This window comes from Corynebacterium sp. LK14, from assembly GCF_008042215.1.
Lineage (GTDB): Bacteria > Actinomycetota > Actinomycetes > Mycobacteriales > Mycobacteriaceae > Corynebacterium > Corynebacterium striatum.
The window spans coordinates 61,480-86,946 of record NZ_NOVQ01000016.1 but is presented as its reverse complement, the minus strand read 5'-3'; the positions used below and the strand labels follow the sequence as shown (position 1 = coordinate 86,946).

Here is a 25,467-nt window from a genome sequence, read left to right as displayed (position 1 = left end):
TAATAGCTCGTGTTAAATGAAGCTTTATGGACTACACGAGGGCGAAATATTTCTTGGCGCTCGCGCGCACCGGTTCCGTGACCGCCGCGGCAGAGCAATTGGGTATCACCCAGCCGGCGCTAAGCCGCCAGCTGCGGCGCTTTGAGGAGGAGCTGGAGCTCGAGCTTTTCGAACGTGCAGCTGGGGTGCTGCGTCTCAACGAGGCGGGCAAGGCATTGATTCCTGTGTGCCAGCAATTGGTGGCAGATAATAACAGGGCTACGCAGGCGGTTTCAGCGCTGCAACGCGGCGAGATGCGCGCCTTGCAGGTGGCCGCAACGCCGACAACTATCTCGACGATTTTGGCGCCTTTCATCGCTGATGCGCGCGGGGCAATTCCGCTTCTGACCACACTGGCGGTCGAGCACTACGAGGTGTACCAAGCGCTAGATACCACCGCCGATGTGGTGGTGACGCCAATTCCAGTAAAGGAGGGGCTCGATTCCGTTCCGCTGGGGGAGGCCACTATCCGGGCTTGGGTAAACAAGGAGCACCCTCTAGCAGGCCAAGGCAGCATTGACGTGGAGGACTTGGTCACTCATCGCCTCGCCATGTCAGGCCGGCGCAGCGTCTCGCGCGGGCTCTTCGATGCCTTCGTAGGGCGCAGCCACGCTGTGCTTGGCGACGTCGTCGAGTGCGAGGACACCGTTACGCTCATCGCCCTCGCGCGAGCCGGGCGCGCAATCGCCATCTCCAGTGCTCTGCAGGACCACGACGCGGTAGGCCTGCGCATCTGCAACAAGGAGGAGATGCTAGGCGGTGTGCCCCTGCATGCGGCTTGGCGTAGCGGGCACTTTGCCGCCGCGGAAATCCATGCCGTGGGCACGCGCCTCCAGGAGTTTCTGGGAATTAACACCGCCGATGGCGTTCGTGCCAGCTAAAGACGCAGATCCACCTTCTCGTTGGCGGCGATTTCTTCTAAACGCTCGGCAGTGCACATGCCGGCGACAATAACGGCGGAGCCTCCACATGCGAGCGGTTCGAGAATTAACTTCTTAAAGGAATCCTTGTCCTTCCACCCCGCGGACATCACGCGTTGGGCAGGGCCGGCGGCCGAATAAAGCTCCGGCAAAGCGGTGGTGGGGCCATAGAACTGATCGCCGTAGAAACGCACGGTGGGCCCAAAGTCGATGGCGCCAGCGGGCAATTCGCCGCCAGATTCGATGACGCCGCGCCCGAATGGATCATCGGTAACGAGCACAACATCGGCGCCTGTGAATTCCTCAGTCAACTCTGCAAAGCCCTCGGGCGCGGCAAAAATAACATCGGGGCTTGCGCCGTCTAGCTCAGCGCGCGTGAACGCTGTGTCGACGCCGGCAGCAAGGGCGCCCAAAGCGATAACCGCGGGCTGCCAGGAAACAGGGAGGTCGAAGAAAATGAGGGAATCGGAATCGAGCTCAAGCTCTTCTAAGAGCATGTTGGCAATCTTGGAAACCCAGTTATCCAAGGTCTGCGCGGAAAAATCCATGCGCGCGCCGGTGGCTTCGTTGTAGAAAGTCAGGCGCGGCGCTGCGGCATCTGCGGAAAGTAGGTGCTGAAGCATATCCATGTCCGACCATCGTAGGTGACTTAGCCTTAGCGTGGCAGGGAGTGCTTTCGCGCGATGGCCCTAGGCCCCGGCTTGAGAATTACTTAGTTTGTGTGGCGTTTAGTTCACGCAGCGCGGGCCGTCGCCACCGGCGTCGATCTCCGGCGAAACCATAGCCGTTCCGAGGTCACTGCCTGGGGTTCCTACCTGGTCGCTGGCAGCGGATTCAGCCGGTTCAGCGGCTTGGGCGGCCTCATCGGATGGGCCGGTGTAGTCGTCGTATGCAACGACCACGAAGGTGTTTTCATCCAAGGAAGGGTTCGAGGTCACGGGCAGGCCACCGAGCTGCTCCGCGAGGTCCTTGGCGCGCTGGTCATTCTCGTCGGCGGCGACAATCTGCGACTGCGCGTACAAGCCTGGCTCGGCGTTGCTCGTGCGTTCGACCGTGTAGCCCACGCCGGTGAGCCACTTGCCGATGCCTGACGCGAGACCGTCAATGGAGCCCGCGTTGAGAACGTTAAGCTCGATGCCATCCGCGACTGGCTGCTCCGAAGGGTTGGAGCCTTCTTCAGCGCTTGCCGACGCCGCGGCTGCTTCATCCTGTTCCGCAGTTCTTGCGAGGTCATCCATGAACTTGTGGACCTCAGCCTTATCGATGGTCACCACGGACTCGCCATAGTCGCCGACACCGTCGATGGAGGTCACTGGAATGGTGGTGAAGGTGACATTTCCGCCGGCCAGGCCAGACAGCTGGGTGACTAAGCCCATGACGTCCCAGCCCTCATCGATGACGACGGAACGCTCAATCGCATCGGCGATCCTGGAGAGTTTATTCGGATTAGCCAGGGTGCCTGAGGACAGCACCTTCGAGACTAACGAAGCCATGTAGGCCTGCTGGCGAACAATACGGTCGAGGTCGCCGCGTGGCAGCTCGTAGCGCTGGCGGACGAAGGACAGGCCTTCGGCGCCGTGGAGAGTCTGCCTTCCCTTCTTGAAGTCGGCGCCGGACATCTCGTCTTTGACGTCGTTGTTCAAGCACACGTCGACGCCATCGACGGCGTCGGTAAGCAGCACAAAGCCCAAGAGTCCGACCTCTGCATAGTGATCGATATCGATGTCCGTAAGGGAACGGACCATATCGATAAGTCCCTGGCGGCCGGCCTCGACGCCCTTCTGCTCGATCTCCTTGTCGGAGTACGGCTTCTTATCGCCTTGGGCCTCCGCCTGCGCATTCTCCTCTTCGAGTTCCTTGAGTTTATCTGCCTTGTGCGCTGCGAAGACCGCGTTGATCTTGGTGTTGCCGTACTCGCCGTCGTCGACGTAGGTATCGCGGGGAATGGACACCGCGGTTGCGCGTGAGCCATCATCCGGAATGCGGATGATCATGATGGTGTCTGTGTTCTCCTCGCCTTCAGCAACACCTGCGTGCAGATCCGCCAGTTCCTTTTCAGAGAGCGGATTGCCCTGTGCATCGGTACGCGAATCCTTGCCCACCAAGAGGATGTCCACTGCGCCGTCCTGGGTGTTAGCTTTGAAACCGCCCTGGTTGCCGAGCGCCAAATTTCCCACTGAGGCCACTCCGTCGCCCACGCGGCCCACGGTGGCATAACCCACGCCAGAGAAAACAAGAATCGCGGCCGACAAGAAAGTAAGGATTGCCTTTAGCGGCTTGGAACCCTGCTGCTTGACGGTCGACGCCGAAGATGGCGCGGGCTGGATGGCACGAGCGCGGCGCTGCTTGTCCGATCTTTTTTCAAATGACACAGTGGGAGGACCTTCTATTTTGGAGTTCTTCACCTGTAGGTATCGGTGGTGATTCCGATGCTTAATTTGTTTTAGTCTTGTGACAGTTTAGGCGAGGTAAGCGCGAAATCGTGATCTGCGCATGATTTTCTTCTAGCTCGCAGTGTCTTGGCGGCATCCTCCCGTCAAGTATGGGTACGCTATGGACCATCGTGAACACAGAAAATAACGCTCCCCTCGCAGTGGTGACGGTGACCTATTCGCCGGGCCACTACCTTGGGGATTTCCTCGATTCGCTGGAGAATGCCACCCAGCAACCCGCCACGGTGGTCTTAGCCGATAACGGCTCCACCGATGGGGTCCCGCAGGCTGCCGCGGAAAGCCACGCCAACGTTGTGTTTTTAGACACGGGTGGAAACATCGGCTACGGCGGCGGAATGAACGCGGGAGCACGCCTTATCAAGAGCGGTGCTTTGGGGGAGGTCGACGATGAGTTCTTCCTCATTAGCAACCCAGATGTCACCTTCACGCCAGGGGCTCTGGACACCATGCTCGAGTGCGCGCGCCGCAACCCACAGGCCGCGGCTGTGGGCCCGCGCATCGTAGAGCCGGACGGGTCCAACTATCCTTCAGCGCGTGCTGTGCCGACGCTGGTGACCGGGATTGGACACGCCCTCTTTGGCTCAATCTGGCCGGGCAACCCATGGTCCCGCGCGTACCGAGACGATAAAGACATGTCAGTAGAGCGTGTAGCTGGCTGGCTATCAGGCTCCTGCCTCCTGGTGCGCTGGGAAGCTTTTGAACAGATTGGCGGCTTTGACGAGCGCTATTTCATGTACATGGAGGACGTCGACCTGGGTGACCGTTTTAGCCGCGCTGGCTGGAACAACGTCTTCTGCCCAGATGCCATAATTACCCACGCTAAGGGCCACTCGACGCAGGCTCACGCCGGCGCGATGTTACACGCCCACCATGATTCTGCGTATCGCTTCCAGGCCGACCGTCACCCTTACTGGTGGCAAGCGCCAATTCGGCTCGTGTTAAGAGCTGGCCTGACGCTGCGTGCCTATGCGGTTACGGCACTTGCGTGCCGTAGTTAATACTCACGCCTTTTGCCTTATAAACTTAGCCCGATACAACATCTGCCGATATAACACGTCGATTAATTCGAATAAGGAATCCTCGTTATGACTGAAGCAGTTACCCAATGGGGTGCCTCCGCCGACGCCGTCATCCTTGTAGGCGGCCGCGGCACGCGTTTGCGTCCGCTGACCATCGGTACTCCAAAGCCGATGCTGCCGACTGCAAATTACCCGTTCTTGCAGCACTTGCTGGCACGTATTAAGGCTGCTGGCATCGACCACGTGGTGATGTCGACTTCCTTTAAAGCGGAGGTTTTTGAGGAGTACTTCGGTGACGGCTCTGACTTGGGTCTAGAGATCGAGTACGTGGTGGAAGAGACCGCGCTGGGAACCGGTGGTGGCATTCGCAACGTGTATGACAAGCTGCGCCACGACACGGTGATGGTCTTCAACGGTGACGTGCTCTCCGGCATGGACCTCAACGGCATCCTGCAGACTCACCATGAGAAGAACGCCGACGTGACAATGCACCTGCTCAACGTGGCGGATCCGCGTGCGTTTGGCTGCGTGCCGACGGACAGCAATGGCCGCGTGACGGCGTTCCTGGAGAAGACTGAAGATCCACCAACCAACCAGATCAACGCTGGTTGCTACATCTTCAAGCGCGAAGTTATCGAGAACATTCCGGCCGGCCGTGTGGTTTCGGTCGAGCGTGAGACTTTCCCTAATCTGCTAGAGGAAGGCCGCTTGGTAGTGGGCCACGTGGACAACTCCTACTGGCGCGATATGGGCCGCCCGGATGACTTTGTACGCGGTTCCTCGGACTTGGTGCGTGGCATTGCGCACTCGCCGTTGCTGGAGGGCCGCACGGGTGAATCCGTGGTGGATGATTCCGCGGGTATTGCCGGCGGCGTCCTGCTGCTTTCGGGTACTGCAGTGGGCCGTGGCTCTGAGGTGGGGGCAGGTTCGCGTTTGGACGGCACAGTGGTCTTTGACGGCGTGACAATCGAACCTGGCGTAGTTATCAGCAACTCGATTATCGCCTCTGGTGCCCACATCGGGGCGAATGCGCACATTGATAACTGCGTTATTGGCGAAGGCGCTGTGATTGGTGCGCGCTGTGAGCTCAAGGGCGGCATGCGCGTCTTCCCGGGCGTGCAGATTCCTGACGCGGGCGTGCGCTTTAGCTCAGACGCCTAAAGCTCGAGCTGGAGGGTTTCCCTCACCATTGTCTCTATTGACACTGGTGGGGGATATTTTTATGGGCTTGCGTAACCGCTGGGTGCTACATGGGATCAAAGTGGCCAAAGTGTTTTTTGAGATCCACTAGAAAATTCAGAGTGGTGGCGACACGCCGATCAAACCTGGGAATTGTTTACAGGATCATGAGGCACCACTATATGTAGTACCCCCACACCTTACCCCCATGGGGGGATCTGTGTGGCGGATGTGAAAGTTGAGGATCGTGTGCTGCGTTTTTGGCGAATTTGGGCAAAATGGACTCTGGTCAGGTTGACGATATTTAGTGATCCGGTGTGAAATAACATCAGTGTAATCAAACGCATCGGCGGTGCCGGACTGGCTTTGTTGGTCCTGGTGTACAGTCGGTGCCACTAAGTAAGAACAACCCAACCTCGGAGAAAGGAAGTAGCGTGGAGAAAAACTCGAATAATGGCGCTATTCTCCGTGGCGGTGCTGCCGCAGAGATGTCGCTTGACGAGCTTTTTGGCGCCGTCGAGCAGGAGTGGCAAGACCAGGCACTGTGCGCGCAGACCGATCCTGAAGCCTTCTTTCCAGAAAAAGGAGGCTCCACCCGTGAGGCTAAGCGCATCTGCCAGGCCTGCGCGGTGCGTGATGAGTGCCTCGAGTATGCCCTTGAGCATGACGAGCGCTTCGGAATCTGGGGCGGCCTGTCTGATCGTGAGCGTCGCCGCCTCAAGCGTGAGATTGGCTAGTTAGCTAAAGCCGACTTAGCTCAAGTCCCCCCGTTTAGTTCTGTTCAACTTTTTCGGTTGAGCGTCTGCTAGGTGGGGGATTTTTCTTTACCAACTAAACCTTGGGTCGACGTCTTCGGGGTCAAGATTTAGATAGTTCGCCACTAGTGCGGTGAGGACTGTCCCCAAGAGTTCTGCCCGCTCTCCAGGATTCTGTGCGCGTTCCTCGATGGGCATGCGGAAGATCACCATTCGTGCGCGGGTAGGACGGCCGGCCGAATCCACACCGGCGGGAACTACGCGTCCGAGAGGGACCGGGCCATCGGCAATGATTTCTTCAGGCAGCACGGTCATGTCTGCTGAAAGGCGCATGCGGGGAACTGTGTCCACAGCTAGGTCGAGGCCCGCGAGCTGCTCCGCGAAGGCGTTTTGAATCGGGGCGTAGGCCTCGAGGACTGCCATGTCGAAGCGCTCGCTGTTGCTGCGGAAACGCGGTGTCGTCTGTGGCAGGAGTGGGCCGCGCATGCCGCGTCCACGGCGATTGCGGAACGTGCGTACATGTGGGCGGCGCATGGTCATGAGCGTGATCTTAGGACTCCGCAGGTGCTTTTCGGTGCGGGGCGCGCCGAGTCCCGACTATTCAAATCTCAAGTAAGGGTTTAGACTCATTGCCGTGAATCATTCTCGTCATTGCTCTCGCCCAGGCTGCGGCCGACCTGCCGTGGCAACATTGACCTACGCATATTCACAGCAGACGGCCGTCGTTGGCCCGCTTGCGGAGGAGACTGACCCGCATAGCTGGGACCTGTGCGAGAAGCATAGCTCCCGCATCACCGCCCCCATCGGCTGGGAGATGGTGCGCGTGGATCGCATCGAGCTGGACGAGGAAGATGACCTCATGGCACTCGCTGAGGCCGTGCGTGAGGCTGGCCGTGTGACCACCGGCCTGGTGGACGATGGTGCTGGCTCCGGTTCTGACCCCATCGACTACGCCGCGAACTTCGATGGTGCAGATCCGGATAGCTCGAATCACCCGGTTTTTCGCACTCGACGTGTCAGTGAGGCGAAGCAACACCGTCGCGCCCACCTGACGGTTGTGCGGGACGAGAGTGAGGAAGCCGCGCTTAGCGACGTCGACCGCGGCAATCATCATCGCGTCAGAGAAGATTAAAAATCCTGTTCCTAGGCCGCTGTCCGTTCTTGCATATGCAAAAGGGGTAGTATTGCAGGTTATGCGTACTCGTGAACAGCTAGATGCCGTTATTAAGGCCTATGACGTCCGTGGTGTCGTGGGCGAAGATATTGATGAGAACTTCGTTCGTGACACCGGTGCTGCCTATGCCGCTATTTTGCGCGGTGAAGGGGAGACCAAGGTGGCGGTGGGTCACGACATGCGTCCTTCTTCACCGGCGTTGTCTGACGCTTTTGCGCAGGGCGTGGCTTCTCAGGGCTTGGATGTCATCAAGTTGAACCTGACTTCGACTGATGAATTGTATTTTGCGGCTGGTTCTTTGGATTGTGCGGGTGCGATGTTTACTGCCTCGCATAATCCGGCGAAGTACAACGGCATCAAGCTGTGCCGTGCGGGTGCTGTGCCGGTGGGGCAGGAGACTGGCCTGGAGGCTATCAAGGGCATGCTGATTGAGGGCGTGCCGGCCTTTGACGGCGAGCCTGGCTCTGTCAGCGAGCGCGAGGTGCTCCCGGACTATGCGGACTTCCTGCGTTCTTTGGTGCCGCTGGAGTCTTCACGTCCATTGGTTGTGGCGGTAGACGCTGCTAACGGCATGGGTGGCCATACGGTTCCGGCTGTGTTTGAGGGCCTGCCGTTTGATGTCCGTGATTTGTACTTCGAGCTGGATGGCACGTTCCCGAACCACGAGGCTAATCCGCTGGATCCGAAGAACCTCGTAGATCTGCAGAAGTTTGTCACTGAGCAGAAGGCTGATATTGGCCTTGCCTTCGATGGTGATGCGGACCGTTGCTTTGTGGTCGATGAGAATGGTGATGCTGTTTCGCCGTCGGCTATTTGTGCGTTGGTGGCAGAGCGTTACTTGCAGAAGTTCCCAGGTTCGACGATCATCCATAACCTGATCACGTCGAAGACGGTGCCGGAGCTGATTGCCGAAAATGGTGGCAGGGCTGTGCGTACCCGGGTGGGCCACTCGTTCATTAAGGCGCAGATGGCCAAGGAGAAGGCTGCTTTTGGCGGCGAGCACTCCGCACACTACTACTTCCAGGAGTTCTGGAATGCGGACTCCGGCATGTTGGCTGCGATGCACGTGCTGGCTGCTTTGGGGGAGACCGATAAGCCGTTGAGCGAGCTGATGGCTCAGTATTCGCGTTATGAGGCTTCCGGTGAGATCAACTCCACCGTGGCAGACCAGAAGGCTGCAACCCAGGCTGTGCTAGATGGTTTGGCGGACAAGATTGAGTCTGTCGACGAGTTGGACGGCGTGACCGTTGAGTTGAAGGGCACGGATGCGTGGTTTAACGTGCGCGCTTCGAACACTGAGCCACTGCTGCGTCTGAACGTTGAGGCGAAAACTGCTGATGAGGTCCAGGCCATCGTCGATGAGGTGCTTGGAATCATCCGCGCTTAGGCGCTTTCCCCGTGCGGGCGCCTTCGTGGCGACCATTCTTCTGTTCGTACCGTTTCCTGTAAATAGTGCCCTACAATTGTGTGTTTTGGCCCGCTATTTGCAGGAAAAAGGCTCCTGGATGCCGCCACGATTGTCGCACATCTCGGTCCATAGAGCTCGTACCTTTCCTTGTGAATAGTGAACCCGAACGGCTCATCTTTGCTGGCTTAATTGCAAGAATCGGTACATTCGCGGCGGCTGAGCCGCGCCGCCCCGGCTGCGCCGCAAAACACAAAAGCGCCAGCACAATGCTGGCGCTTTTATGCGGGAAAATTAGCCGCGGGAGTGGGAAACCATTTCCTCCCACTCGACGTACTTCTTGCGCTCGCGGCCCTCAGCCTCGCCGAGTGCGCGCTCTGCCGCATCGAGGTTCTTCCAGCCATCCCAGGTCAGGAACTCCACGCCCGCAGCCTTCAGGGTCTCCGTGATGTCCTCTTCGGAAGCGTGGGAGAGCTTGCCTGCCTCGGCGTCGTCAAGCAGCATGCCGATGGTCTCGGAGGCATCGGACTTGGTGTTGCCGATGAGGCCCACCGGGCCGCGCTTGATCCAGCCAGTGGCGTAGAGGCCAGGGACGATGGTGCCGTCGAGCTCGGTGACGTGGCCGCCGTCGTTGTTGATGACGTTCTTCTCGGAGTTGAAAGGAACGGTGTCGATAGCGTCGGAGCGGTAGCCCACAGCGAGGTAGACCGCCTGAACCGGCCACTCGGTGAACTTGCCGGTCCCGGAGACGGAGCCGTCGCCGTTGAGGGCGGTGCGCTCGGTCTTGATGCCGGTGACCTTGCCATTCTCGCCGAGGATCTCAACCGGCTGCTCGAACAGGTGAATCTGCAGGGTGTGTGGTGCTTCCTTCGGTTCGCGGATGGCGTAGCCCTCCAGGGTCTGGCAAACCAGATCCTGGGACTTAGAGTTGGCGCGTGCCTCGAGGGAAGCCTCGTCGTAGTCGATGTCCTCCGGGTCCACGACCACGTTGATGGTCGGGGAGTGGTCGAGCTCCTTGAGCTCCAGCGGGGTGAACTTTGCCTGTGCCGGGCCGCGGCGGCCGAAGACGCGCACGGTGTGAGCCTTGTTCTTGGACAGGGACTCGTAGACGTTGTCTGGGATCTCGGTGACTTTGAGCTCATCGCCGGTCTTGGCCAAGATGCGGGCGACGTCAAGGCCCACGTTACCCACGCCCACGACGGCTACCTCTTCAGCGGAGAGATCCCAGTCGCGGTTGAAGCGCGGGTTGCCGTCGTAGAAGCCCACGAATTCGCCGGCGCCGTGGACGCCCTCGAGGTCTGCCCCCGGCATGTCGAGGACGCGGTCTCCTACGGCACCGGTGGCGAAGACTACGGCGTCGTAGTGCTCCTTGAGCTGCTCGACGGTGAGGTCGCGGCCGATGTGCACGTTGGAGATGAGGCGGATCTGCTCGGTCTCCAGGACGCGGTGCAGGGAGTTAACGATGCCCTTGATGCGTGGGTGATCTGGGGCTACGCCGTAGCGGATGAGGCCGAAGGGAGCTGGCATCTGCTCGATGAGGTCGATCTGGACGTTGCCACCGGTCTTCTTGACCAGGATGTCAGAGGCGTAGATACCTGCTGGGCCAGCGCCGATGACGGCTACCTTCAGTGGGGCTTGCGACATGTCAGTAGTGGGCCTTTCCTCAAATTGATAAACAGCTAAAGAATTCGGTTACTGGTCGTAATACTAGCTGTTCTAGTTCTTCTAATGAATATTAGACTGATCAGTCTGCTAAAAGCGTGTGAGCGTGGGGTTTATTGAACCGCTTTCTGGAACGCTGGGCAACTCGATTATTTAGATTCTTCCAGCGTGGCGACGTTGTCCCAGCTCACAATGTAAAGAGTAGTGAAATTAATCCATACTGCTTTGTCTATCAATATTAGACCGGTAGGTTTTGTCATCTACGACGAAAGGCAAGTGTTCATCCCTATGACTACCGCAACGAAACCACAACGCAAGGCCCGTCCGCGCAAGCCCGAGGGGCAATGGAAGATTGACGGCAAGGAGCCGTTCAACACCGACGAGGAGATCAAGCAGGAAGACGGCGGCCTGTCCGCTCGCCAGCGCGTCATTGATATCTACTCCAAGCAGGGATTTAAGTCGATTCCGCCAGAGGATCTTGCCCCACGCTTTAAGTGGCTCGGCCTCTACACCCAGCGCAACCAGAACCTGGGCGGCGAGCTGACTTCTAAGCTGAGCAACACAGAGCTGCAGGACGAGTACTTCATGATGCGCGTGCGTTTCGACGGTGGCCGCGTGGACCCGGCCAAGCTGCGCACCGTGGGCGAAATCTCCCGTGATTACGCTCGCTCCACCGCGGACTTCACGGACCGTCAGAACATCCAGTTGCACTGGATTCAGATCGAGGACGTTCCCGCAATCTGGGAAAAACTGCGCGCTGTAGGGCTCGATACGCTGCTGGGCTGCGGCGACGTCCCACGCGTCATCCTCGGTTCGCCAGTCGCGGGCGTGGCAGAAGACGAGATCATCGATGCCACTCCGGCAATCGACGACATTGTGGAGAACTACCTGCCACGCGATGAGTTCCACAACTTCCCGCGCAAGTTTAAGACCGCGATTTCCGGCAACCGCCGCCAGGACGTCACCCATGAGATTCAGGACATTGCCTTCGTCGGCGTCAACCACCCTGAATATGGTCCTGGCTTCGATTGCTTCGTTGGCGGCGGCCTGTCCACCAACCCGATGCTGTCCCAGTCCCTGGGCGCTTGGGTTCCGTTGGAGCGCGTTCCTGAGGTTTGGGCAGGCGTAGCCCGCATCTTCCGTGACTACGGCTACCGTCGCAACCGCAACCGCGCCCGCCTAAAGTTCCTGGTAGCTGAGTGGGGCATTGAGAAGTTCCGCGAGGTCCTAGAGACCGAGTACTTGGACGCACCGCTTCTCGACGGCGAGCCACTCGTTGTAGAGCCCGGTTCCCGCGATCACTTGGGCGTGCACAAGCAACAGGACGGCAACTACTACCTCGGTGTGAAGCCCACCGTGGGCCATGCCACCGGCGAGCAGCTAATCGCCATTGCCGACGTCGCTGAGAAGTTCGGTATCACCCGCATCCGCACCACGCCGATGAAGGAGCTCCTCTTCCTCGATGTCAAGGAAGAGGACATCCCGGCGCTTTCCCGGGCACTCGACGAGACCGGCCTGTATTCCCAGCCTTCCGAGTTCCGCCGGGGCGTCATCTCCTGCACGGGCCTGGAGTTCTGCAAGCTCGCGCACGTGACCACCAAGGCCCGCGCCATCGAACTCGTGGACATCCTCGAGGACACGTTGGGTGACCTGGACGTTCCGATATCCATTGCGCTCAACGGCTGCCCGAACGCCTGCGCCCGTTCGCAGGTCTCTGACATCGGCCTGAAGGGCCAGATTGTCACCGACGCTGACGGCAACCGCGTCGAGGGCTTCCAGGTGCACCTGGGCGGTGCGCTGGGCCTGTCCCCGGATTGGGGCCGCAAACTGCGTGGCCACAAGGTCATTGCGGACGAGGTGCCTGACTACGTCATCCGCTTGGTTAACAAGTACAAGGAGCAGCGCGCGGAAGGCGAGCAATTCCGCCACTGGGTTCTGCGCGCCGCTGAGGAGGATCTGCAGTGAATTTCCGACGCAAGCCCAATCCCAACCGCAACCACCCCATGTACTGCCCGTACTGCGGGGGCACCGGGCTCTTCCCGGATGAGGAAGGGGAGTTTGCCTGGAAATGCACTGAATGCCTGCGGATTTTCTCCGTGATGTTTCATGGTCAGGACGATGCTCCCGTCGCCCCGGCGAAGACTGTTTCTTCCAACGAGGCGTTGCAGCGATCGCTCCAGCGTCGCGGCCACGTCACTGCGATCCCCAAGGAATAACCATGACCTCCCTCATTACGTTGTCGCATGGTTCGCGTCACCCGAATGCTGTAGCTGGCATCGAGGTGCTTACCCAACGCGCCGACGCGCTTGCCGACGTCGCGCACTGGCAGTGTGCGCACCTCGAGTTCAACGAGCCCGATCTCGCCACGGCAGCGCAGCAGCTCGCAGCGCGCGGGGAAACCGAGGCCGTGGTGGTGCCGCTGCTTTTTACTGAGGGCTACCACCATCGCGTGGACGTGCCGGAGGCCATCGCTGCGGCAGAGGAAGCCTCCGGGCTGCGCCTGCTGCGCGGTGACTCGCTGGGCACTGGGGCTGACATGGCGCAGGTGCTGGCGCAGCGCGCAGGCTGCCAACCACAGTGCGCGCCGATGACCGATCATTTGGTCATCTACTCGGTGGGCTCATCGAATCTGCAAGCCAACCAGGCAATTGCGCGCCTAGCGGTGCGGGTGGCTGACTTGACCGGCGTGAGTACCTCAGTGGCTTTTGCTACACGGGGCGGTAGGGAAGACGTCGCCAAGCAAGCGCGTATTTATGGCTCGGTGCGGGTGCTGCCGCTGTTCGTTACTGAAGGTCTACTTCTTGACCTGCTCGCAGAAGCCCCAGCGTATGTAGACTCCCCGCTAGGCGTTGACCTTGCGGGAATCGTCTCCCACCGCTTTGCTCATGCAGCGGGCCTGCCTTATCAGACTCGACAGCTTGTACAGATCGGACGATAAAAGATGCGATCCCTCATTCTTATCGCGCTAGGCGGTGCGGCGGCGCAGCTTGTCGACGGCGGAATCGGCATGGGTTTCGGCGTAACCTCGACCACCATTTTGCTGCTGGCGGGCCTAGGTCCTGCGCAGGCCTCCGCGGTGGTGCACACCGCTGAGCTAGGAACCACGTTGGTCTCTGGCTTGAGCCACTGGCGTTTTGGAAATGTGCATTGGCCTACGGTGTTCAAACTGGGTGTGCCGGGCGCCATCGCCGCATTCATAGGGGCAACGGTGCTCTCCAACGTTTCGACGGAATCGGCTGCGCCCATCACGGCACTCATCCTCGTGGCCATCGGCGCGAACCTGGTGTGGCGCTTTTCCCGCCCGCGTCCTAAGCGCTCGGCATATAAGCGTCAGCACTCCACGGGCTTTCTTGTCGGCCTCGGCTTGGTAGGTGGATTCGTGGATGCGACAGGTGGCGGCGGCTGGGGGCCGGTTTCTACGTCAACGATGATGGCCATTGGGCGGGAGCAGCCGCGGCGTATTGTGGGCACGGTAAATACCGCGGAGTTCCTTGTGACCTTTGGCGCTACCGCTGGCTTCATCGTGGGGCTGTGGCACGAAATTGTGGCGCACCTGGCTGCGGTCATCGCGCTGCTCATCGGTGGCGCCATCACCACCCCGATTGCGGCTTGGCTCATCTCGCGCGTTAACCCTGTGGTTCTGGGTGGGTTCGTGGGCACCGCGATTGTTGTCCTGAACGTGGGCAAGGTCATCGGTGGCGCGGAGACCTACTTCGGCTGGGAGCTCGCTAGCTGGGTTGTTCCGGTGGCGCAGGTTGCCATCGCTGTGGTCGCAATTGCGGCCACAGCTCTGGGCGCGCGCCGCACCAGGGCCGCGCGGGCGGCAGAGCTTGAAGCTGAAAACGCTGAGCGTGATGCGCACGCAGCGTTCCATGCACCGCGTGGACACTCGGCTCGCTCTGGTCGGGGATTCAAAGTCATCGCTGAACAGGAGCCAGAGGCTGATCACTGCGCGAAGCGGGCGTCGGTGCGCGCCCAATAGGGGCCCAATAAGGGGGAAGCTAAGTCGTAAGCCCCGCAACGTCTCCGATGACAAAGACGGCCGGCGGGGCAATGGTCGCGGACTCTACCGTCTCGCCGAGGGACCCGAGGGTACAGCGGAAGGTGCGCTCACCTTCCATGGTTTCCTCTTGGATGATGGCGACTGGGGTCTGCGGTGAGCGTCCACCATCTTGTACTGCCTGGGCAATGGCCCGGGCATTTTTTACGCCCATGATGATGCTGAGGGTGGCGCCAGACTGCGCAAGCGCGCCCCAGTCCAACAAGGACTTGGGGTGGCCAGGCGGGAGGTGCCCAGAGACAACGGTGAAAGCGTGGACGACGCCGCGGTGCGTGACAGGCACGCCGGCAAGGGCGGGCACGGATACGGCAGATGTAACGCCAGGGATCACTTCCACAGGCAGCGAGGCGGCAGCGAGCGCCTGAACTTCCTCGAAGCCACGGCCGAAGACATAGGGGTCACCGCCCTTGAGGCGGGCGACCTTGCGGCCCGCACGGGCGTGCTCGATGAGCAGTTCGTTGATCTTTTCCTGTGAAGTCTGGCGCTGGTAGGGCAGCTTGGAAACGTCGATGACCTCTTTTGCGTCGACATCGCACAGTTTGTGCAGATCCTGGGTGGGGCCGAGATGATCTGCCAAGATGACATCGGCGTTCTGCAAGGCGTACATGCCGCGGACCGTGATGAGGTCCCATGCGCCGGGGCCGCCGCCTACCAGGACCACCGGGTGAATCTGCGGGGTGTTCGCTGTGCTCATGGTCATTAATACTAATCGCTGCAGGTCCGGCGGCTGAGTCCGGGGCTGTTGGCTGGACTTTTTCTCCCAACTTCCTGTCTGAGTGGCGTGAAAGCCTCTTTTGCGCAATCGATGTCGGCGTCGCGGGCTATGCTCGGGGCCATGGATAGTGGCTATTTTGACGGCGCGGCCTATGACCCAGAGACCGTGCGCTTTTTCGACGTCGCGCACGAGGGCGGCCAGGTTCGTGTTTTGGCGGGTGAGGTCCAACAGCTCGCACAGCACCTCGGCGGAACTCAGCCGCGCTCGCTGGTCATCCTTCCCACCGAACAGGTGGCACGCGCTGCGGCCTATACAGCTGCGGGTTTGGCGGAGCCTTCGCGCGTGCCAGTCGTTGTGGCTGAGTCCCTGCCGCAATTTGTAGGTGCGCTGGACGTTGTCGTCGTTATCGGTGAGCGCGGCGAGTGTGATTGGGCCTCGCGTGCTCTGATTGCTGCGGATAAGAGAGGAGCCGCTACGGTCTTGGTCGGCCCCGCGCGTGGTCCCTTGTTGGAGGATGCGCCTGCGGCTACCCTGGTCGCACCGACGCTACCTACGGCAGAGGGGGCGTCGCCTGCACGCAGCATTGCTGCCCTTCATGCCATTCAAGCGGTCCTCGAAGAAGAAGGTGAGCTTGTCGCACGGCGCCTCGAAGAGGTGGCTGACGCAATCGACCGTGAACTCGAAACGCTTAGCCCTGAGCACGATTCTGCTACCAATCCGGGGCGCGCACTCCGAGAATTCGTTGAAGGGGCGCGAGTCGTTCATAGCTGCGGCTCTGATCCATATGCTTTCTCCGAAGAACGAGTCCGGGTTGATTTGGGCTCCTTGGTTGCTCGGATGGCGGCAGCTATTTGGGCTGCCCATGGACTAGGGGGCACGTACGTCGATGCGCAAGAGCTGCCGATGGTGATTGAACGAAATCAGCATTCTGGTGCAAATGCGATTCGTGACATCTTCTATGACCCCGAACTCGACGGGGGAGAGGAAACGGGTCCTTTGGTACCCTTGAAAATTGTCTTATGGGGCAAGGAAGAGGCGAACCTTCCCCACTCCATTGCCCAAGCAAGCAATGATCCTGAACCCGCGCTGGGTGATCTCGCCCGTGCGCTTCAGCTCATTACGCGGAGCTATGCCGCGACCGCCTACGAGATTTCTTAAAAGAAGGAAACACATATGCAGCTGCTCAACAGCGCAACTCGAAACTATTCTTGGGGCTCCCGCACCATGATTCCGGAGCTCAAAGGCGAACCAGCGGCAGAAGCGCCTATTGCTGAGTTATGGTTCGGCGCTCACCCGGGTGATCCTTCGACAGTAGATGGCCAGCGTCTTGATGAAGTAATCGCCGCAGCACCCCGCGAGCAGCTAGGTGCGCGTGTCGAACAGACTTATGGGCAACGCCTTCCGTTCTTGTTGAAGATCCTCGCCGCTGAGGAACCATTGTCATTGCAGGCTCACCCTTCTAAGGCTCAAGCAGAAGAAGGCTTTGCCCGCGAGAACGCTGCAGGAATCGCATTGAACGCTGCGAATCGCAACTACAAAGATGACAACCACAAGCCTGAACTCATCGTGGCCTTGACCGAGTTCTACGCTATGGCAGGCTTCCGCCCACTTGAGCGCACGCTGGAGCTGTTCAAAGCGCTGGACTGCAAGCAGCTCGACCATTACTTGAGCATGTTGCTGCCAGATCCGGCCGCCGAATCTGAGAACCTGCGTGCGCTGTTTACTACGTGGATTACTATCCCAACTGCAAAGCGCAAGGAACTCATCGCTGCCATCGTCGAAGCTGGCGAGGCTCTCATCGCCCGCACTGCTGAGGATGGCGCTGAGGCATGGATGGCACGCGATATGCGTACGGTGATTAACCTCAACGAGCAATACTCCGGCGATATCGGTGTGCTCGGCGCACTGCTGCTCAACCACATTGTTCTCGCGCCGGGGGAGGCACTGTACCTGAATGCGGGTTCGCTCCATGCTTACGTTTCGGGATTGGGCGTGGAAATCATGGCGAACTCTGACAACGTTCTGCGTGGTGGTCTCACCCCGAAGTTCGTGGATGTGCCAGAGCTCGTGAAGGTCTTGACCTACGAATCTGTTGCGGACCCACGCGTGCAGCAGGTGGACAAGGCTGGAGCGCCCAACGTTAAGGGAGCCGAAGCCTGGTCCTATCCGGTACCGATCGACGAGTTCGCTCTTGACCGTGTGGAGCTAGGGGCCAATGATGAAGTTGAACTCGAGTTTGACGGCCCTGCCATTGCACTGTGCACCGGTGGAAGCGTTGAGCTTGAAGACGCAGAAGGAAATACCCAAACTCTCACTCCTGGTGGTGCCGAGTGGCTCCCCGCTGTAGAGGGTGTCGTAAAGGCGCGCGCCGTCCAAAGCGGAGCCGGCCAGCTCTTCGTCGCTCGCGTCTAGGCGCGTGCGCTTAGCCCGCTGCGGCGAACTCGTCGGCAATGGCGCGGGCGACCACTAGGTCTTCCCATGCCATGCCAGTGAACTTGAACACGACTGGTCGCTCACGAGAGATTTCTGCTTCGCCGCGAATGACCTGCGCCATGGTCAAGACGGCGCCGCGGTCGATAAAGCCCTCGGCCTCTGCTTGAACGACATCGCCGCCTTCTGCAAAGGTGGTCTCGACGTCCTCGACGATAATCGTTGCCGACCCCATAAGCTCACCCGAAATCTCACGGGCTTGCGGCGTGTGGGAACCCAACGCGATTACTATCGCGTCCCCGCGCACGTCGCCCAGCCCAAAGAGCGGCTCGGGGGAGTTGGTCGCGGTGATAACAAGTTCTGCGGCGGCTAGTGCTGCGGCGGTTTCGGGGCTGCCAGCAGCTAGCCACGTTGCGGCGTGGGCAAGCTGGGCGGGACGGTTCCTGCTGACAAAGCTAAACTCAACGGGCCTTTCTCGCAATGTATCAATAAGCGTTGCCGCATGGTGACGGCCCTGCGGGCCGGTGCCAAAGATGACTACCTTGAGTGGGGCATCGGCCGAAGTCGCATTACTTCCGGGGCCTTCTAATAGATTGAGAACCGTAGCTACAGAAACAGCCGGCGTGCGGAGATTTGTAATGGCCTCACCCTCTAAGAGGTGGGAGGGGGAGAGGGTCTTGGGATCGAAGAGGACATATGTGCCTTGAATGCTCGGTAGCTCGGGGCGGTATCCGGGATCCGAAAGGGATAACAGCTTGATTCCGAATCCCAATTCCGGTGCAGTCGCGGGCATAAGAAGGAAGTTACCGTGCTCAACTGGGATTGAGCTGCGTTGTGGATCGTTTCCTAGTTGCAAACCAGACTGCAGCGTTGAGCGCAACGCGTGCACAGCTTTGGCAGGGGGAAAGCGGCTTTGAATTTCTTCGGCGGTCAGTACGGTGAGAGGCATGCGAGTTCTCATTTTGAAAGGCAGGTTTAAGAAGCGGACTGCGCGGGTGCTTCTACGTTCGCAGGCTGCTCGGCAAGTTCATTGGGTTCCTACTCAGAGCCCTCCGCCGGTGAGTAATCGGTAGGTTCTTTCGGGGCATTGGGGTTAACCGGTTCCACGCTGGGTTGTGGCGCGTCAACGGTTCTGCCGTTTGCGTCAGTAGTAGGTGCTGGCTCAGATTCAGGAGCCGCTGTTCCATTCTGTTTGGTGGGATCATCCGCGGGCTCTGAAGGCCCAATAGGCTTGACGGCGGGTGGCTCAGAGTTGCTACCCCTCTTGCGCTTGTTCTCGTTGGGCACCGTGCGATTCGGTGAGGTTTCGGTAGGGGTTGCTGTATGGGGAGGAGCCGGGCTCGGTACAGCAGATTGCGTTGGCGATTCGGGTGCAGTAGCTGCGGATTCAGATGAACTGCTGGTTCCGAGCTGTGCGTTATTGGAAGGTTCTTGTCCCGTGCCGTAGTGGCTGTTGCCGCCATATTGCTGCGCGGTGGCGCGGCTTTGCGAAGAGAGATTTTCTGGGCGATAAACCGCCGTAGGGCCGAAATTAGCACCGGTGCCAGTGATGGCGTTGGGAGCTAGATATGGGTCATTCTGAAGAGCAACAGAGCTCTTCTTGGGAGCGCGCTTGGATGTGTGGCTGCTCGTTGTGGTCTGCGTAGTCTTCGCTTGGGTTGATTCGGTGTGGCCCACTGGGGTCATTGATTCGCTTTGGTTCTTTGCCATGGATGGTCCAGGCGCGGAGATTTTCCACACGCCAAGGCCGACGAAGACAGCAGAAAGGAGGCCGATGGCGATAAAGACATACACGCGGCGTGCATCGGTCTTCATGATGGCTTCCTTTCTTAAGATAAGAGGGTATTAACACTGGTGAGTTGAGTTGGTCAACGGGCGAAGTAGTTAAGTAGTGGATAGGGGGGGCAGGGGATATGAATTTCTTAGTGTCGCTACGACACAACAACAACAAAGCAGCTGTTTAGACAACTTGGCGTCTTGGTTGTTTAAAAATAGCACTCATGCAGCGGAAATGCTGTAAGGGTGCAGGGTGTGTAACAACTCGGTAACGACACTATCATGTAATCCTTGATAAGGGAATGCCTAGATGCAGCTGTGGCCAGTCTGAAGGCGGAAGATTGTGCCAGTTTAAGCCGTAGCATCGGGCACCTATGCTAGGCGGATGCAGTGAGAAGCAGATTTGTCGGCACTGACCTGTATGTTATGCGCCAGTGTGGCCTTTGCCCTATAAATTGACAGAGGAAATGCACTGACAAACCGAGAAGTAGCGGCTAGATATAGAAGTAAACACCGCCAGAAGTTGCTCCACATTCTTAATTTCTGCGGTGGACACTCCACTTTTGATTACTCGGGATTGCTAGATTTCGGAATCGTTGATTGTCTAGCGGCTCTAAGAAAGGGAAATGCAATGAGCACTTGGGACGAGAACATCTTTTCAGAAGACGTAAACGTAGATTTTCTGGATGAACTTGCGAACTTGGATGACGAAGACATTGTGGAGGCAGTCTCTGATGCCTGTGCACTGGCAACGTCCGGTGATGCGATCTCTGCAGATGAGGAACGGAACGCACAGGCGGCGGCGACAATCGCCGCTATCTGGGCCGGAGCGCCTTTCAGTGCGGGCGAGGTAGTTTCTTCCTACCCATTTATCCGCGGATTGGCCGGCTCTGGGGACGAGGCCCTCAATGAGCATGCCTTGGAGATTCTCGAGGCAGTCGAAGAAGACTATGACCTAGAGGCGTTCATCGAAGCGCTGTCTTAAGTCACCGGACGCATCGCAAAGCAGCGAAGGGCTAAACCAGAAATGTTAATCAGCATCGAGGGAATCGATGGAGCAGGCAAGAACACGCTAGTGCAGCGCATTAAGAAAGAACTTTCCGTTGAGGTTAACGTTCTTGGCTTCCCCCGTTATGAAGAGTCGGTTCATGCGCAGCTTGCGCAGGATGCTCTCTACGGGAAGATGGGCGATCTGACTGACTCTGCTTTTGCGATGGCAACCCTATTCGCCCTCGATCGCTTGGGTGCAAAAGAACGCCTGCTTGCAGCCCAGGAGAGCAACGACTTGCTCATTCTTGACCGCTATGTGGCGTCGAATGCTGCGTACTCGGCTGCGCGTCTAGGCACCGACGAGGTCATTGATTGGGTCTTTGATCTGGAGTTTGGTCGCTTCGGCTTGCCAAAGCCGCAGCTGCAAATTTTCCTTGACACCGACGTCGAGCTTGCCGCCGCACGAGCGACTTCCCGTGCCGAGGAAGATTCGACCCGCGCCCGTGATCGATACGAAAAGGACAGTACTCTGCAGGCGAACACTGCGGCGGCGTATCGTCGATTAGCAGAGCGTAAGTGGGGCGGACAGTGGATCGCCACCGCTGATACCGATATGATTGTGCAATCTGTGAAGAAACTCGTGGAGGAGTAGGAATATGGCGCCGAAGATTCTGGTGGTTGACGATGATCCTGCGATCTCGGAGATGTTGACCATCGTTCTTGAGGCAGAAGGCTTTGAGCCTATTGCGGTAACCGATGGAAATGAAGCGGTTCCGGCTTTTCAAGAAAACGACCCAGACCTCATCCTGCTCGATCTCATGCTTCCTGGCATGAACGGCGTTGACATCTGCCGTGCTATTCGCACCGAGTCCTCGGTCCCGATTGTCATGCTGACGGCTAAGACCGACACTGTGGACGTGGTCCTCGGCCTCGAATCGGGAGCCGATGACTACATCACCAAGCCTTTCAAACCAAAGGAACTCATTGCGCGCATCCGTGCCCGCCTGCGCCGCACCGATTCCGCTTCCTCTGGTGAGCTCATCGAGGTCGGCGACCTCGTCATTGACGTTCCCGAGCACACAGTAACCCGTGCGGGCGGCGAAGAGATTTCGCTGACTCCTTTGGAGTTTGACCTTCTTCTCGAGATGGCGCGCAAGCCGGGCCAGGTTCACACCCGCGAAGCCCTCCTCGAATCCGTGTGGGGCTACCGTCACGCCTCTGATACCCGTTTGGTCAACGTGCACGTCCAGCGCCTGCGCGCCAAGATCGAGCACGACCCCGAAGACCCACAAATTGTCCTCACCGTCCGCGGTGTGGGATATAAGACCGGCAAGACCGGCTCCGGGGAATAAAGAGGGCTTTCGCTATTTTTGAATGGTTTAGACGTTTTCGGGATCGTCTTGTAGACAAGTGGCGCACGTCGCTGCAGACTCGAGTCATCGGCATGATTCTCGTAGCCTCTACGGTGGTCATGCTTTTGCTCGGCTACGCGCTGGTATCAGTGCTTACTCAGCGTTTGGTGAGCCAGAAGGAAGACGCAGCCTTTCAAGAACTTGATCGCGCACGCGCAACGGTGGAGCAGCAAATCGACGCCACCGGAACAGCGAACTCGGTCCAGGTGCGCATCAACTCCGCACGGGCGTCATTGGGGCAGTTGTCCTCGGAGCTAAACGATCATCAGGAAACCTATGAAGCTGTTGTCGTCGTAGATAATGACGACGGAACCTTCACCACCTCTCCCGAAGGTTTCCGTATTCCGGAAGAGATGCGGACACTGGTTTCCAATGGGAATATTGCGCAGCAATATACAAGCATCGACCGCATCGAAGGGGAGGCATATAACGCCCTGTTGGTTGGCACCCCCATCGATTCTGACATCCCTGATACCCAGGTTTATCTGGTGCTTTCCATGGAATCCGAGGAAGCCACCATGGCGTTGATGCGCGGTCTGCTCTCCGCTGCTGGTGTGGTGGTCGTGGTCCTCCTGGTAGGCATCGCATGGCTGGCAACGCAGCAAGTTATCGTCCCAATTCGTTCCGCTTCACGCATTGCGCAGCGTTTGGCTGCAGGCCATCTGCGCGAGCGAATGGTGGTCAATTCCGATGATGAGATGGGCCGCCTAGCAGCGTCCTTCAACGACATGGCTGACAAGCTATCGAAGCAGATTACCCAGTTGGAGGAGTACGGCGACCTGCAGCGGCAGTTCACTTCCGATGTTTCGCACGAGCTGCGAACTCCGTTGACGACAGTGCGCATGGCCGCAGATCTGATCGCCGCCGACTCGGACTCCATGGAACTGCATACCCGACGCGCCTCGGAGCTGATGATTCGCGAGCTTGACAGGTTCGAGGAATTGCTCGCCGACCTGCTGGAAATCTCGCGGCACGACGCCGGCGTGGCGGACCTGTCTGCCGCATCCCTCGACGTGCGTTCGTGCGTCGATTCTGCGATGGCACAGGTTGTGCATTTGGCTGAAGAACTTGATGTTGACGTGCAGATTAATATGCCTGCTGAGCCGGTGACCATCGAAGCCGACTCCCGCCGCATCGAGCGCATTCTGCGCAATCTCTTGGCCAACGCCATCGACCACTCCGAGGGAAAGCCAGTTGTGGTGGACATGGTTGCCAACGAAGAAGCGGTGGGCATTGCGGTCACCGACTCCGGAGTGGGGCTCAAGGAAGGACAAGAGGAGTTGGTGTTCAACCGCTTCTGGCGCGCCGATGCCTCGCGTAAGCGCCATTCCGGCGGCACGGGCTTGGGCTTGGCGATTGCCCGCGAGGACGCCGTGCTGCATGGCGGTACACTCGACGCCATCGGTTATCTTGGCGTGGGCTCGCGTTTCAGGCTTATTGTCCCGCGCGTTCCGAACACTCCAATCGAATCCGAGCCAATCGTTTTGGAAGTTCCGCATGCCCCGTGCCCTGAACCTGACAACACAGAAGTCTTGGAACAGCAGGACGTTGGCATCATTTGGCCGTCGGAGCGCATGTCCCGGGAATTCGTAGAGGTTGAATCCGCAGTGCTTGACGACGCCCCCGAATCCGAAACCCATGCGGGGAAGACGCCGAACGCGGCGTCGTCAAGCAGCGCTAGTGAAGCAGAAAAGGAGCAGCGATGAGTAGCAGCCGTACCTCCCAGAAGCTGCGCTTTGTGCGTTCCTCGCGCAGCGTGCTGGCAGTAACTAGCGCCGCCTGTGTTTTTGCCGTGGCAGGTTGTTCGACACTGCCGCATAATACTTCACCGCAGGTTATTGGAACCTTTCAGAAGCGTATCGATCCACAAGTAGAAATCATGGGGCCGAAGGCAGGCGCAGACGCCGATCTGGTCCTGCGTGAGTTCTATACAGCCTCTGGTAAACCCGCCAGCAACTACGAGTCTTCCCGCAACTTCTTGGCGGACTCCATTGCTGAAACTTGGGACCCAACCGGCTCCATGCTCGTCGTGGATTCGATTGACATTTTGACCGTGGACAATGGCGCTGATCGCAGGACCTTTGACGTGCGCGGAAATGTGATTGGCTCCCTCGTCGATGGCGGCGCATATGTTCCGCGCAGCATTAAGTACGAGGCCACCATCAAGATGGAAAAGATTAACGATCAATGGCGCATCGTCGATCTGCCCGCTGGCCTGGTTATTGAGCGCAATGACCTGCGCAATAACTATCGTCCTTTGTCGCTGTATTTCTTTGGGCAGTCGGAACAGTCTTTGGTTTCTGACCGTCGGTGGCTCTACACCGGCCAGCAGTCGGTGGACACTGAGCTGGTCACGTTATTGTTGGAAGGGCCCAACAATGACTTGCGTCCTGCAATCTCCGATTTGGTCCCCGTCTCTGCAACCTTCCTCGGTAAAGAAGACGGAACTTATCGATTTAGCGGAATGAATTCGATGAGCCAAGAACAACGGTTGCGCTTTGCCGCCTCTTTGGTGTGGACGTTGAACAACGCTAACGTCGGCGGCAAGATCAAGGCCACCGCTGATGGCAGCCCGCTTATCGACGGCTTGGATGAGATGACGATCGATGACTTTGCGGAGTACAACCCGGGCAACCTCGCCAGCTCTGATGCTAAGCTTTATGCCATCAATAACGGTGCTTTGCTCGAGGTAAGCGGCGGCACGGCAGCGCCTTCTAGCACATCTTTGGGCCGTGCGAATAACCTCCAATCGGCAGATATTTCCGCAGAATCAATCGTTGCGGCGGTGCAGAAGAATTCCCAGACTGAGTATCAGCTCAAGTTGGGCAAGATGGGTGAGAATCTAAGCGACCATTTGAAGGCAAAGACGATTGCTCGCCCCACCTTTGAACCTAGTGGCCAAGCCATCTGGACCGTCGTCAACGGTGAGAAGGTAGTGCGGGTCGCGCGTTCCGCCGCGACCGGTGAGATTTCCCAGTCTGAGGTTGATACCTCTGGTATGGATAATATCAATGGCGAGATCTCCGTCATTCGCTTGTCTGCCACCGGTGCTCGCGTTGCGATGCTCATCGGCGGCAACGTTTACATCGGTATCGTCGCTCGTGGTAAGAATAGCGACTACCATATCGTCAACGCCCACCAGGTGGGCTTGGAAATGCAGAATACGGCTCTGTCGCTCGACTGGATGAGTGATGGATCTCTGCTTGTGGGTACGAACAATACGAATTCCCCAGTGTGGCGAATCGAGCAAGACGGCTCTTCTGCCACCACGTTGGCTTCGGGAAACATCACAGCTCCGGTAGTTGCCGTGGCAGCTTCACCGACGACGCTCTACATCACCGATTCGCACGCGTTGTTGCAGTTGCCTGCGGAGAGCACTGACAATTCCTTCTGGCGTGAAGTCTCTGGTCTGCAAGGGCTTCGTTCTTCGCCTATCGTGGCCAAATAGTAAGCGCAAGAAAAGCCGGGGCGGGGGAGG

At 58.7% G+C, this 25,467-nt stretch carries 24 protein-coding genes; 17 read left to right on the top strand and 7 right to left on the bottom strand.

Annotated features, from left to right (window positions below; translation table 11 throughout):
• The first annotated feature begins 26 nt into the window (after nt 1-26).
• A complete protein-coding gene (locus tag CHU71_RS09765) occupies nt 27-920 on the top strand; it encodes a LysR family transcriptional regulator (protein WP_049158671.1) in 894 nt (297 codons plus the stop codon).
• Here CHU71_RS09765 and CHU71_RS09760 read toward each other — a convergent pair.
• Both CHU71_RS09760 and CHU71_RS09755 read right to left on the bottom strand, forming a co-directional pair.
• Nucleotides 917-1,588, bottom strand: a complete 672-nt coding sequence (locus tag CHU71_RS09760; RefSeq protein ID WP_049063892.1) for a TIGR03089 family protein — start codon at nt 1,586-1,588, stop codon at nt 917-919. The two genes, CHU71_RS09765 and CHU71_RS09760, sit on opposite strands and share 4 nt — an antisense overlap.
• 99 nt (nt 1,589-1,687) lie before the next feature.
• On the bottom strand, nt 1,688-3,331 hold the full coding sequence (locus tag CHU71_RS09755) for an LCP family protein (protein ID WP_005528144.1): 1,644 nt from the start codon (nt 3,329-3,331) through the stop codon (nt 1,688-1,690).
• Nucleotides 3,332-3,501: 170 nt separating this feature from the next.
• Between CHU71_RS09755 and CHU71_RS09750 the strand changes: the two genes are divergently transcribed.
• The 3 genes from CHU71_RS09750 (at nt 3,502) to CHU71_RS09740 (ending at nt 6,347) form a co-directional block, all read left to right on the top strand.
• Nucleotides 3,502-4,410: a glycosyltransferase family 2 protein gene (locus CHU71_RS09750; RefSeq protein ID WP_147760937.1), complete on the top strand. Its 909-nt coding sequence runs from the start codon at nt 3,502-3,504 to the stop codon at nt 4,408-4,410.
• An 87-nt stretch (nt 4,411-4,497) separates the two neighbouring features.
• Entirely contained in the window at nt 4,498-5,592 is a 1,095-nt protein-coding gene (locus CHU71_RS09745; RefSeq protein WP_147760936.1) for a sugar phosphate nucleotidyltransferase, read from the top strand.
• 506 nt (nt 5,593-6,098) lie between these two features.
• Nucleotides 6,099-6,347, top strand: a complete 249-nt coding sequence (locus tag CHU71_RS09740) for a WhiB family transcriptional regulator (RefSeq protein ID WP_005528147.1) — start codon at nt 6,099-6,101, stop codon at nt 6,345-6,347.
• A gap of 87 nt (nt 6,348-6,434) precedes the next feature.
• Here CHU71_RS09740 and CHU71_RS09735 read toward each other — a convergent pair whose 3' ends face one another.
• Complete coding sequence (locus CHU71_RS09735; RefSeq protein ID WP_147760935.1) at nt 6,435-6,905, bottom strand: metallopeptidase family protein; 471 nt, start codon at nt 6,903-6,905, stop codon at nt 6,435-6,437.
• Between the two features lie 94 nt (nt 6,906-6,999).
• Here CHU71_RS09735 and CHU71_RS09730 point away from each other — a divergent pair, with 94 nt between their 5' ends.
• Both CHU71_RS09730 and CHU71_RS09725 read left to right on the top strand, forming a co-directional pair.
• Nucleotides 7,000-7,497 (top strand): DUF3499 domain-containing protein, encoded by a 498-nt coding sequence (locus tag CHU71_RS09730; RefSeq protein WP_080548590.1) that lies wholly within the window; start codon nt 7,000-7,002, stop codon nt 7,495-7,497.
• A 61-nt stretch (nt 7,498-7,558) separates the two neighbouring features.
• Entirely contained in the window at nt 7,559-8,926 is a 1,368-nt protein-coding gene (locus tag CHU71_RS09725; RefSeq protein ID WP_147760934.1) for a phosphomannomutase/phosphoglucomutase, read from the top strand.
• 312 nt (nt 8,927-9,238) lie between these two features.
• Here CHU71_RS09725 and CHU71_RS09720 read toward each other — a convergent pair whose 3' ends face one another.
• Nucleotides 9,239-10,588 (bottom strand): FAD-dependent oxidoreductase, encoded by a 1,350-nt coding sequence (locus CHU71_RS09720; RefSeq protein ID WP_147760933.1) that lies wholly within the window; start codon nt 10,586-10,588, stop codon nt 9,239-9,241.
• A gap of 306 nt (nt 10,589-10,894) precedes the next feature.
• On the opposite strand from CHU71_RS09720, the gene CHU71_RS09715 reads away from it, so the two are divergent.
• Genes CHU71_RS09715 through CHU71_RS09700 form a run of 4 tightly spaced genes read left to right on the top strand, consistent with a single transcriptional unit; the run spans nt 10,895 to nt 14,588 of the window.
• Complete coding sequence (locus tag CHU71_RS09715) at nt 10,895-12,571, top strand: nitrite/sulfite reductase (RefSeq protein ID WP_147760932.1); 1,677 nt, start codon at nt 10,895-10,897, stop codon at nt 12,569-12,571.
• Complete coding sequence (locus CHU71_RS09710) at nt 12,568-12,822, top strand: hypothetical protein (RefSeq protein WP_046645119.1); 255 nt, start codon at nt 12,568-12,570, stop codon at nt 12,820-12,822. Before CHU71_RS09715 ends, CHU71_RS09710 begins: the two co-directional genes overlap by 4 nt.
• Nucleotides 12,823-12,824: 2 nt before the next feature.
• On the top strand, nt 12,825-13,544 hold the full coding sequence (locus CHU71_RS09705) for a sirohydrochlorin chelatase (RefSeq protein ID WP_147760931.1): 720 nt from the start codon (nt 12,825-12,827) through the stop codon (nt 13,542-13,544).
• A gap of 3 nt (nt 13,545-13,547) precedes the next feature.
• Complete coding sequence (locus CHU71_RS09700) at nt 13,548-14,588, top strand: sulfite exporter TauE/SafE family protein (protein ID WP_147760930.1); 1,041 nt, start codon at nt 13,548-13,550, stop codon at nt 14,586-14,588.
• A gap of 19 nt (nt 14,589-14,607) precedes the next feature.
• On the opposite strand, the gene cobA is transcribed toward CHU71_RS09700, so the two are convergent.
• The gene (gene cobA / locus CHU71_RS09695) at nt 14,608-15,366 is read right to left on the bottom strand and encodes a uroporphyrinogen-III C-methyltransferase (RefSeq protein ID WP_147760929.1); all 759 of its coding nucleotides are present in this window, start codon (nt 15,364-15,366) and stop codon (nt 14,608-14,610) included.
• Between the two features lie 135 nt (nt 15,367-15,501).
• Here cobA and CHU71_RS09690 point away from each other — a divergent pair, with 135 nt between their 5' ends.
• Together CHU71_RS09690 and manA are read left to right on the top strand one after the other, a co-directional pair.
• The gene (locus tag CHU71_RS09690) at nt 15,502-16,539 is read left to right on the top strand and encodes a hypothetical protein (protein WP_049063012.1); all 1,038 of its coding nucleotides are present in this window, start codon (nt 15,502-15,504) and stop codon (nt 16,537-16,539) included.
• Nucleotides 16,540-16,554: 15 nt separating this feature from the next.
• On the top strand, nt 16,555-17,793 hold the full coding sequence (gene manA / locus CHU71_RS09685; protein WP_147760928.1) for a mannose-6-phosphate isomerase, class I: 1,239 nt from the start codon (nt 16,555-16,557) through the stop codon (nt 17,791-17,793).
• A 10-nt stretch (nt 17,794-17,803) separates the two neighbouring features.
• On the opposite strand, the gene CHU71_RS09680 is transcribed toward manA, so the two are convergent.
• Complete coding sequence (locus CHU71_RS09680; RefSeq protein ID WP_187272068.1) at nt 17,804-18,760, bottom strand: ornithine cyclodeaminase family protein; 957 nt, start codon at nt 18,758-18,760, stop codon at nt 17,804-17,806.
• Nucleotides 18,761-18,849: 89 nt separating this feature from the next.
• A complete protein-coding gene (locus tag CHU71_RS09675; protein ID WP_147760926.1) occupies nt 18,850-19,626 on the bottom strand; it encodes a hypothetical protein in 777 nt (258 codons plus the stop codon).
• Between the two features lie 592 nt (nt 19,627-20,218).
• Here CHU71_RS09675 and CHU71_RS09670 point away from each other — a divergent pair.
• The 5 genes from CHU71_RS09670 to lpqB all read left to right on the top strand — a co-directional run bounded on the left by CHU71_RS09670 (nt 20,219) and on the right by lpqB (nt 25,437).
• On the top strand, nt 20,219-20,572 hold the full coding sequence (locus CHU71_RS09670) for a DUF4259 domain-containing protein (protein WP_005528163.1): 354 nt from the start codon (nt 20,219-20,221) through the stop codon (nt 20,570-20,572).
• Between the two features lie 42 nt (nt 20,573-20,614).
• A complete protein-coding gene (locus CHU71_RS09665) occupies nt 20,615-21,229 on the top strand; it encodes a dTMP kinase (protein WP_049158686.1) in 615 nt (204 codons plus the stop codon).
• 4 nt (nt 21,230-21,233) lie between these two features.
• Nucleotides 21,234-21,929: an MtrAB system response regulator MtrA gene (gene mtrA, locus CHU71_RS09660; RefSeq protein ID WP_005528165.1), complete on the top strand. Its 696-nt coding sequence runs from the start codon at nt 21,234-21,236 to the stop codon at nt 21,927-21,929.
• A 92-nt stretch (nt 21,930-22,021) separates the two neighbouring features.
• Complete coding sequence (gene mtrB / locus CHU71_RS09655) at nt 22,022-23,695, top strand: MtrAB system histidine kinase MtrB (RefSeq protein ID WP_147760925.1); 1,674 nt, start codon at nt 22,022-22,024, stop codon at nt 23,693-23,695.
• Entirely contained in the window at nt 23,692-25,437 is a 1,746-nt protein-coding gene (gene lpqB, locus CHU71_RS09650; RefSeq protein WP_187272067.1) for an MtrAB system accessory lipoprotein LpqB, read from the top strand. The genes mtrB and lpqB overlap by 4 nt, the downstream gene beginning before the upstream one ends.
• Nucleotides 25,438-25,467 lie beyond the last annotated feature (30 nt).